This window comes from Vibrio sp. OPT46 (assembly GCF_015163535.1).
In the GTDB taxonomy this organism is placed as follows: domain Bacteria; phylum Pseudomonadota; class Gammaproteobacteria; order Enterobacterales; family Vibrionaceae; genus Vibrio; species Vibrio alginolyticus.
The window spans coordinates 11229-12404 of sequence record NZ_JADDYG010000302.1 but is presented as its reverse complement, the minus strand read 5'-3'; the positions used below and the strand labels follow the sequence as shown (position 1 = coordinate 12404).

The 1176-nt window shown below is 42.7% G+C and carries 1 protein-coding gene; it reads left to right on the top strand.

What is annotated here, in order from left to right; genetic code table 11:
• Window positions 1–430 precede the first annotated feature (430 nt).
• A partial coding sequence (locus IQR33_RS14195; protein WP_193843774.1) for a YcjX family protein occupies window positions 431–1176 on the top strand: 746 nt, incomplete at its 3' end.

Below are 1176 nucleotides of genomic sequence, written 5' to 3'. Positions count from 1 at the left end.
ATTCAGATTCTACAAATTATTCTTGCTGTAGTGATAGGTGGCTTTGTTGGCTATGACTTGATTCTTCACGGTATCAGCATCTTTGATGAAAAGTACGTGACCATCACATGTGTGTTGTGGCTGATTTTAGAAATCGCTCTATTTGTTATCTATAAGTTGATCGAAGACGACTAGGCTTAAAGAAAGCGGGTTCCTGTTTAACATAGTAATCAGCGCATATAGAGTTACTAATGCTGTAGATTAAGTAAGCCTCTGAACCACTCAGGGGCTTTTCTTTTTTTAATACAGCATCAAGCCGGATGTTTTGTTCATCTTTTATTAAGGTATATAAAGTTAAACTCATAGAATTCGGGATAGAACAGTATTCATAGATCGAAATTCGAAGTCGCTGACAACGTTGTTTTAAAGTGGAGTAAGATAAAGAAGCGTAATGAAGAGAATAAAGAAAGAAGTTAATGACTTTATCAACAGAGGTATGGACTCTAATGTTCGAATTGCTGTCACCGGACTTTCTCGTGCCGGTAAGACGGCATTCATCACGTCATTAGTGAATCAGCTTCTTCATACTGCAACCCATGACAATTTGCCTCTTTTGACTGCGGCTAGAGATAAGCGCCTTATTGGGGCGAAGCGTGAGCCTCAATCGAATATGATGGTGCCACGCTTTGCTTACGATGAGGCGATGAGCCAAATTCATGCCACTCCACCTCAGTGGCCAGTTCCGACACGTGATGTGAGTGAGATTCGCTTAGCGCTCAAGTACAAACCAAATAAAACTACGAAAAAGCTGTTGAGTAAAACCGCAATTTTAAATGTTGATATTATCGACTATCCAGGAGAGTGGTTGCTCGACCTGCCTTTATTGGACATGGACTTTGCAACGTGGTCGCAAACTCAGTTTGATGCACTTAAAGGCCAGCGTGGCGATTTAGCCAAAGCTTGGCTTTCTGAACTAGAGAAAGTGGACCTCTATGCAGAAGTGAATGAGAAACTACTTGAGAAAGTTGCACACACATACACCGAGTACCTTCATGCCTGTAAAGACGCTGGCCTTCATTGGGTTCAGCCTGGCCGCTTTGTATTACCTGGTGAGCTAGCAGGCGCGCCGGTGCTACAGTTTTTTCCGTGTCGTGTTGATTCGGAAAGCAAAGCGTCCAAGGGCAGTAACTTAGCGAT